The following is an 8,757-nucleotide window of genomic DNA, read 5'->3' as shown; positions in this document are numbered from 1 at the left end:
GTTTTGGAAAATACTTGCAAAATAAAAATAAAATTTACAAATTTTATAAAAAAGTTTATAATAATATAGAGTTAAATAATTCATTAAATTCAAAATTATAGTCTTTTAAAACTAATCAAAATTCAATTAGTTTTGTTTATTGATTGTTCTAAAATAAAAAAATCAAAAAAAATTTATTAAAAAAATAAAAATGTGCTATAATTTGATATTTGCTTTTGTAGAAATAATTAAATTTTAAATACAAAAGTTAAAAAAAACTTTTTTACTCAAAAAATGAAAAAAAGTGTTAAAATATCTTAAATCATAAAAGTAGTATTTATAGCTCGAGTGGCGAAATGGTAGACGCAAGGGACTTAAAATCCCTTGGGAGTATTCCCGTGCTGGTTCAAGTCCAGTCTCGAGCACCAAGTGCGCCCTTAGCTCAGCAGGTAGAGCAAATGACTTTTAATCATTGGGTCAGAGGTTCAAATCCTCTAGGGCGTACCATTTCATTAAATGACCAACTTTTATGATTTTTTTATTATTTATTAATTTTGAGAAAGGAGAGTTATGAAAAAAATTGCTGTTTTAACATCAGGTGGTGATTCACCAGGAATGAATAGTGCTATAGCTGCTATTTTAAAAACCGCTGCTAGATACAATGTAGAAGTTTTACCTATTGAAAATGGATACACTGGGATTTTTTCAAGTGAGTTTGTTCGTAAGACCAATCGTTGACCTTACAATTTTGATAGTCAAGGTGGTACTATTTTAGGTTCAAGTCGGTATCCTGATTTTGCTCTTGAAGAAGTTCAAGAAGTCGCTAAAGGTATTTTAGAAGAAGAAGATGTTGATGGATTGATTGTTATAGGTGGAGATGGTACATACAAAGGAGCCTATCAACTTCATAGATTAGGGTTGAAAGTTGTAGCTTTACCTGGTACTATTGACAATGATATTGCTCGTACTGATTACACTATTGGTTTTGATACAGCTTTAAACACTATTGTTGAAGCGATAGACAAACTAAGAGATACAGCAGCTTCGCACAAACGTTGTTTTATAGTTGAGGTTATGGGTCGTCATTGTCAAGACTTAGCTCTTTATTCAGCGATGGCTACGGGTTCTGAAATTATAATAACTAACACATTTATACCTGATAAAGATGATATAGCAGCGGAAGTTGCAAGATTGTTTAAAACAGGTAGAAAAAGTGTTGTTATTACTGTTAGTGAGAATATTATTGAAGATATTAAAGGTTTAGCGCAACATATTCAGAAAAAAACTAGAATTGATACTCGTGAAGTTGTTTTAGGACATCTTCAAAGAGGTGGTAGACCTTCTGCTTTTGATAGAATATTGGCAACTCAAATGGGAATGAGGGCTGTTGAGGCATTAATTGATGGTGATTCTGGATTTGCAGTAAGTCATAGAAGTGGTGCAATTCTTTTAACCCCTTTGGAAGATGTTTTTGATACAAAAATTACAACTAATGCTACAATAGTTAAGAAAATTACTAAAGTTAATCAATCATAAAAAGGAGAATAATGCGTAAAATTCGTCGTGAACAAATGGCAAAAAGAAGAGAATTACGTCGTTTAAAAACTTCTAAACTTGCTAAAAAATTAAATGCTAAAAAATTAGCAGTTAAATAATTTTTAAACCACTATATTCGATAGTGGTTTTTTTATTTGCAATAAAAACTATTGTTTACAAATAATATTTTATAATTAATTGAAAATAAAAAAAAGTTATGAATAAGTTTGTTAAATTTTTAATTACAATATTTTCACTCGCCACTTTAGGAGTTGGTGGTTATTTTGTTTATGATAAAGTCATTATAAACTATTTTAAACAGCCACAAGAGTCAAAAAATGAATCTAAAGGTTTAGTATCTAAAAATTCTAAAGCTGTAAACCCTACAAAACAAATAAATAATGATTTTCAAAAAGAATTATCTAAAGGAGACAAAACTCAGTTAGGGCAAAAACCACAATCCAAAGCAAATGAAAATAAGCAAAAAGATTTAGTTTCATTTACATCTATCTCAAATCAAGATTTAGAACGAGCAAAATCTATGAAAAATGATTTGCCTAAAAACTCTTTAAGTTTTGATATTGATTTTGGAAACGGCTTTGTGGGCAAAGAAAATGATCAACGATTTTTAGGCAAAGCTAATGATGGTTTGTATGTCTATAATTTAAATGAAAATGATATTGAAAAGCATGTTTTAGCTGATGAAAAAACTAAGTATAAAATTTTAAATCAAGAATTTAACATTTTTGATAAGGAAAACCGTAAATTAATTTACAAACTCGATTACATGGGTGTTTATAACCAAAAAATTAGCAATATTGATCCTAAAAATGAAAATATTTTTAAAAGAAATATTCGTATAGCAAACGGAACAGCAACTATTTTAGATGCAAATAATGAAAAAACCTTATTAATCACAAACCGTCACGTTTTATGAACAAAGATAAAAACGCAAAATAAAAAAAATAAAGATGTTAATTTTTGAAATCTCCCAAGTGATGATATTTTTAAATGATATGACAACGGCCAAGTTCATATTTTAAAATATAACGATTTAGCACTTTTATTTTATGTTAAACAAACTATTGAACAAAACTTAGAAGAACAAAAAACTCATAATATTAAAATTGAAGACAAAGAGGAACAAGCTAGAAAACAACAAGTTTTTTTCAAAGAATTTTTAGATCCTTATTTTGAGGTTGTAACTAAATTTGACAACAAACAAGCAGATGTTGGTTTATTTTACTTTAAACATAAACATTTTATTGAAGATATTCAAAAATTAGCTGATTTTTTTAAAAAACCTTCGGAAAGCACTTGGGCTGGAATAAAGTTTAGTAATCAAGATGTTATTGATAAAATAAAAACAAACTTTTTAAGTAAATATCAAGATTTTATTACTTTTTGAGAAAGTATGGTTAAAGCTAAACCGGTTGTTATTTCTGATAAGTTATGAAAAATAGGTGATCATAATTATGATAAAATGATTTCTTCATTTTGGCCTAAGGCTACCCTTATTAAAAATATATTTAAGGGAGTTTATGCATCAACTACAGAAGTTTCTAATAAATCAGTTGCTTTGTTTTTTTATGCTACTAATGGCCCAGGAGCAAGTGGAAGTGGAGTTTTTAATTCCAAAGGAGAATTACAATTTTTAAATGCTTTTGGTCTTGTAAATAATAAAAAAAAGCCAATTATTAATCAAAGTAACCAAAGTAAATCGGATGACAATCAAAATAATGGTGAATTTTATGATAATCTCAATACATACATTGCAATTTCAGGTGGAGTTCCTTTTGTAACTGAACAATATAACTTGAAAAAAGAAATAGAAAAATTTTATCCTAGCAATCAAAAAGATTTTGAGCAAATCCATTTGATTCCCAAAATTACAACTAGCAAAGAGATTGTATTACAAAATAATTAAAAAATTAAATAATTATAAAAATAAAAACCCCTCTTTTTGAAGAGGGGTTTAGTTTCATACCGGCGCACCAGTTTATAGAATTATTATGAGAAAGGGCTATCATATGCCTGGTATTTAAATAATATTTATTATTGAATTATTTAAAATCTCATAATATTTTATGAAATCAATGTTATTATAACCTAGATTTGAAAAAAAACAAAGTAAAAAAACAAGATTTTTATTTTATTATCCAATTAAAATCTAAATTTTATAAAAAAGAATTATTTAAACTAAACTTTCAAGAGATATAGTAAAAAACAAGAACAATTTTTACTTTTTTTTGTTTATTTTATTTAGTTTTATAAATTATATTTTGATTATTAATTAATGCTATAATTACATAAAATAAAAAAATCAAAGGAGAGTTATGGAAACTAAAATAATTGCGCGCTTACGAGCTTTATCCCTCGATATGATAAATGGCGCTGGAAATGGTCATATTGGTATGGCTCTTGGAGCAACAGAAATTTTTTATACTTTATTAGCTAAGGAATTAAATTTTTCTCAAATCCAACCAGGACATCAAAAATGAATTAATCGAGATCGTTTTGTGCTTTCTGCAGGTCATGGTTCTGCTGGAATATATAGTGTTTATCGTTTTTTAGGCCTACTTTCCGATGAAGATATCAGAAATCATAAGCAATTTGGTTCAAAAACACCTTCACACCCTGAAATTGACAAATTCGATTATGTTGATGCTTCCACAGGACCACTTGGGCAAGGTTTAGCTATGGCTATTGGGATGGCTTATGCAGAAAAATTTGTAGCAAATAAATTTAACAAAACGGATTTACAAATTATCGATCATTTTGTTTATGCTCTTTGTGGTGATGGTGATTTTCAAGAAGGTGTTGGTTTAGAAGCGCTTGCTTTTGCAGGTACCAATAAACTTGACAATTTAATTGTTATCCATGATTACAATGAAGTTCAAATAGATTCAAGAAGTTCTGTTGTAAATAATGTTGATTTTGCTAAATACTTTGAATCAATTGGTTTTAGACCTATTATTTTAAAAGGTAATAGTGTTGCAGAAATTTCAAAAGCAATTGCTGAAGCCAAATTAGCAAATTTTCCTGTATATATTCAAGTACCAACAACTATTGCATATGGAACTAATGTAGCAGATAAACCTGTAGGTCATCATGGATTTTTAAACATCGAACAAACTATTGAATACAAAAGAAAACTAGGGCTTACAGATACAACTCCATTTTTTGCTGAACAAGAATTTTTAGAACAAGGCCAAAAAATTATGGCTCAAAAACATGATAAGTATCAACAATGAGTTGCTAAATTAGAAGCTTACAAACAACAATATAAAACTGATTTTTCTAAGCTTGAGGAACTTATTGAAGGAAAAGTAGAATATCAAATTAGTGACTTTGAATTTACTATTTCTAACGTTGCCACTAGAAATTATGTTGGTCAAATATTTTCTCAATTAGATCATTTTGATTTTTTGATTGGTGGAAGTGCGGATTTGGTTGCTGCAACTAAAGTAAAGTTAAGACCTGATAAAAATATTGTCTATGGAATTCGCGAATTTGCTATGACTGCCATTAATAATGGAATTATGCTTTATAGCAAGGCTTTTCGCGCAGTAAGTTCTACTTTTTTAACATTTGCAGATTATGCAAAATCTGCTATTAGAATGGCTGCGCTAATGAAATTACCTGCTTTATTTGTTTACAGTCATGACTCTTACCAAGTTGGGGGTGATGGTCCAACACACCAACCTGTTGATCAAATTGGTATGCTACGACTTGTTCCAAATTTAAACGTAATTCGACCTTGTGATGAATCAGAGATGCTAACAGCATTTAAATTTGCATTAGCAAAACAAGATGAACCAACCGCAATTATTTCAACTCGTCAATATATTAAATCATTTAATTTAGCACCAAAAAACTTTAAAGCAGCTTATTTGATTTCTGATAACCAAAATTTTGACATAAGTTTGCTAGCTTCTGGTTCAGAGGTGCAACTAGCCTTTGAATTAGCAAAAAAACTCTATGAATCTCAAGGAGTTGTTGCCAATGTTATTTCCGTTCCTTATTTGCAAGGTCTTGTTGATAACCAAGATTTAATTACTGAACTCAAAATTGATCAAAAACCAGCTTTTGCCATTGAAGCTACAAATGATTCGTTATGATACAAACTAGCTCGGTTTACTCGTTTTGAAGCTCACTTAGCAGCTAACTTTGGAGAAAGTGCTCCAGGTGATGTTGTTTATGAACGCCAAGGATTTTCGATTCCAAATCTTAGTGGAAAAATTAAAGAATTTTTAATCAAAAAATTGTAAACATATTTAAATATTTTTGATGTATCAAAATAAATTTGAAAAAGTAAAACTTAAATATTGTTGAAAAAGTAAAAAAATGTAGTTATTAATAAATATTAATAAGTTATAAGCTTAAATTACTACAAACGCACTTTACTAATTAATTTATTTATTTAAAAGGTGATTTTTATATAAAAAAGTAAAAAAGTTTATAATAAAAGATTACAATTGAATAGCAAGTTTTGGAAGGTAGAGCAATTATGGTTTTGAGATTAACCAAAAAAACTAAAATTATTATTGGCCTACTAGGTACTATTGTTGCAGTGCCTGCTATTTTTGCTATATCTGAATCATCTAATAATTTCGATATAGGATATGTCTCTAATGTTTATTATTCTTCTTCAGCTCCTTCTATTATTTTAAAAAACAAACCTAATGACACTAGTTTTTCTAGTCCAGTTTCTAATTCAGAATACGTTAAACCTCCAGTTGTTAAAAAACCTGCAGTAATAATTAAAACTGATGAAGTAGAAGCTCCAAAGAAACTACCTAAAAAAGAAGAACCACCTAAAATTATCAAGACACCTGTAGTTAAAAAAGAAGTTCAAATTGTTAAAATTGTCCAAGTCACACCTCCACCTCCAAAGGTAAAGGTTGAAGACAAACCAGCAACAAAACCTAAACCTATAGTTAAAGATGTTGTAAATCGTGTGCAACCTAAAGTTGTCGAAGTTCCTGCTGTTATACCAATTCCACAAGCGAAGGCTGAAGAACCTAAAAAGGCAACACTTAGTTTAACACCGATAACAGCAGATACTGTTCCTCAAATTATAACTACTCTTAATTCTCCATCTTCAGTAGCTAAAGGTGATATTGAAAAATTAAAAAACTTAGCAGAAGAACGTCGAACTAAAGCATTAGAAGTGGCCATTAATGACACTCAAAGACAAATAAATTTTATAAAAAGTCAGCTTGAAGAGATGGATAGGTCTAATAAGGAACAACTTCAGAAATTCAAAGACACAAAAGCTAGCGAATCTGAGATTGCGCGTTACAATCAAGCTTATGGAGATGAAAGAGCACCGTGAGAAAGTGATCTTGAAAAAGAACAAGATAAACTTGATAGACTAAATAATTTTAATGTAAATAATTTTACACAAGATGAAATTATTTATTTAAAACAAGGTCAACTTCCATCTCAAAGATCACCATTTGAATGAGAATACATCGATCCAAGTCAAGATCCTGTAGTTAAAGAAGGTCGTGAACAAAATAGTAAACGCGTTCTTAATATTCCAGGTTTTTCGGAAAGAGATCCAGAAAGTATTGGCAAAGGTGTTTATGAAGGCTGAACTAAACAAGACATTAGTAAGCAATTTAGTAGTTCAGAACAAATAAGTGGAATTAATGGAACAAGTGTATCTATTCAAGAGTATACACCAAATGAGAAAAACCCAGATTTTTCAACAAAAAAACCAGTTCGTCAAATAACTCTAGATGCTAAAGATAAAACTGCTTTCGATTCATTTGCTGAGCTTCTCAAAACAGAGGGTGACAAGTTAAAACTTGACATAGTTACCATTAAAAATATAGGTGAATCAGAGACTCAAGACATTAGCGAAATTATAAAAGCACTACCAGAGAGTGTTCAAGGATTGAATTTATATGTAGATAATACAAATTCACTTAAGGGTCTTCGAAGCTTAGAAGGTCGTCATCTTAAAGAATTAGCTTTACTTACAAATAATACTAATGTTTTTACTACTGATCCAAATTGAGAAATTAACCCAAATGCAGTCAAAGATGTAGATTTAATTAGTTTTGATTACTTTGATCCACATGATCCTGATTTATACATATCATCAGGAGAACAAATTCCTTCATCAATTATTTTTAATACTTTACGTTGAGATAAAAATGATAAAATTGAACAAGTAAACGAAGGTCTCCAAATAGTTTTTGGTAGCAAAATTTACCAACGAGTTTTTGAAGGAAATGCTGCAAAAAAAGGTAATTATCCCGATAACTTAGATTTTTCAGATTCAACTAGCATAAAAACTCTTAAAGGTATTGATTTTAACACTTTGGATAAACTATTTGACAATAACATAAAGAATTGAAAATATGAAGACGACCCAAGTATAACTTACAAAAAGCCAGATAATATTCAGTTTAATAGCGTTGCTTTTGGAGCTACTAAAAAAGGTGACAATGACGTTTATGAAGCACAAATAAGTGATTTTCAAAATGCTAATTTTACAACCAGATTAGGTTATAAAGGTGATAAAGCACCAACAATAAAAATCAAGGATTCAACAGGTAAGGTTCTTAAAGATATTTTATTTTACTTAGACGGAGATGTGAATTTAATTCAAGGAGATGTTGAAGATGAACTTACACAATTTATTTCAGCAGCTAACACCGATTGAAACACTTTTAACAAGATTATAGTTAGTTCTCAAGAGGTAAAAGACAAACTAGGTTCATCTATTTCAGGGATACCTATTGAAGTTCAAACTAGTTAATTAATAAAGGTTTTGTTTAAAATTTAATTAGTGTTTTGTATAATTTGAATATATTGCAAAAAATAACTTAAATATTTGTTTATTTATTTACTTTTTTTATTATAATTTTTAATTTATAAAAAAACAAAGCTATGAGGATATTTTCACTTTTTTTCACATAGTTTTTTTTTTTTTTTTTGTTTTATACTTTAATGAAAATTAAAAAATATTAGGAAACTTGAATGGCTAAAAAACAAAATTCCCAAAGTAAAAAAATCGACCAAGTAATTATTAAAAACAATCGTATTAAAAAAATGATTGCAGCTAGTGGAGCTCTAACTGCAGCGTCTGTTGCTATCGCTCCTTATTTGATGAAAATTCTAAAAACTCAAGATATTTTCATCAATAATTTTGTAGCAAGTGATGTCACAGGAAATACTGCAAGTTTTGCATTTGATCTTCAAGGTGAAAATAAAAAAATTAATGCA

The 8,757-nt window shown here is 28.9% G+C and carries 5 protein-coding genes and 2 tRNA genes; all 7 read left to right on the top strand.

What is annotated here, in order from left to right; genetic code table 4:
- The first annotated feature begins 321 nt into the window (after nucleotides 1–321).
- Nucleotides 322–407, top strand: a tRNA-Leu gene (locus ACJHWB_RS01400).
- Nucleotides 408–410: 3 nt separating this feature from the next.
- Nucleotides 411–486 (top strand) — tRNA-Lys (locus ACJHWB_RS01395).
- 63 nt (nucleotides 487–549) lie between these two features.
- Nucleotides 550–1,515 (top strand): 6-phosphofructokinase, encoded by a 966-nt coding sequence (gene pfkA, locus ACJHWB_RS01390; RefSeq protein ID WP_483132728.1) that lies wholly within the window; start codon nucleotides 550–552, stop codon nucleotides 1,513–1,515.
- Between the two features lie 217 nt (nucleotides 1,516–1,732).
- Nucleotides 1,733–3,442, top strand: a complete 1,710-nt coding sequence (locus ACJHWB_RS01385) for an Mhp366/Mhp367 family surface (lipo)protein (RefSeq protein ID WP_483132727.1) — start codon at nucleotides 1,733–1,735, stop codon at nucleotides 3,440–3,442.
- 409 nt (nucleotides 3,443–3,851) lie between these two features.
- Nucleotides 3,852–5,786, top strand: a complete 1,935-nt coding sequence (locus ACJHWB_RS01380; protein ID WP_483132726.1) for a transketolase-like TK C-terminal-containing protein — start codon at nucleotides 3,852–3,854, stop codon at nucleotides 5,784–5,786.
- A 239-nt stretch (nucleotides 5,787–6,025) separates the two neighbouring features.
- Nucleotides 6,026–8,290, top strand: coding sequence for a putative immunoglobulin-blocking virulence protein (locus ACJHWB_RS01375; RefSeq protein WP_483132725.1), 2,265 nt, complete (start codon nucleotides 6,026–6,028; stop codon nucleotides 8,288–8,290).
- Nucleotides 8,291–8,511: 221 nt separating this feature from the next.
- Nucleotides 8,512–8,757, top strand: a 246-nt coding sequence (locus ACJHWB_RS01370; protein ID WP_483132575.1) for a hypothetical protein, incomplete at its 3' end; no start/stop codon positions are given.

The sequence above is a fragment of the Mesomycoplasma sp. genome, assembly GCF_056854695.1.
Note: the sequence above shows the minus strand (reverse complement) of the source record. Positions and strands in the feature narration are given on the sequence as shown.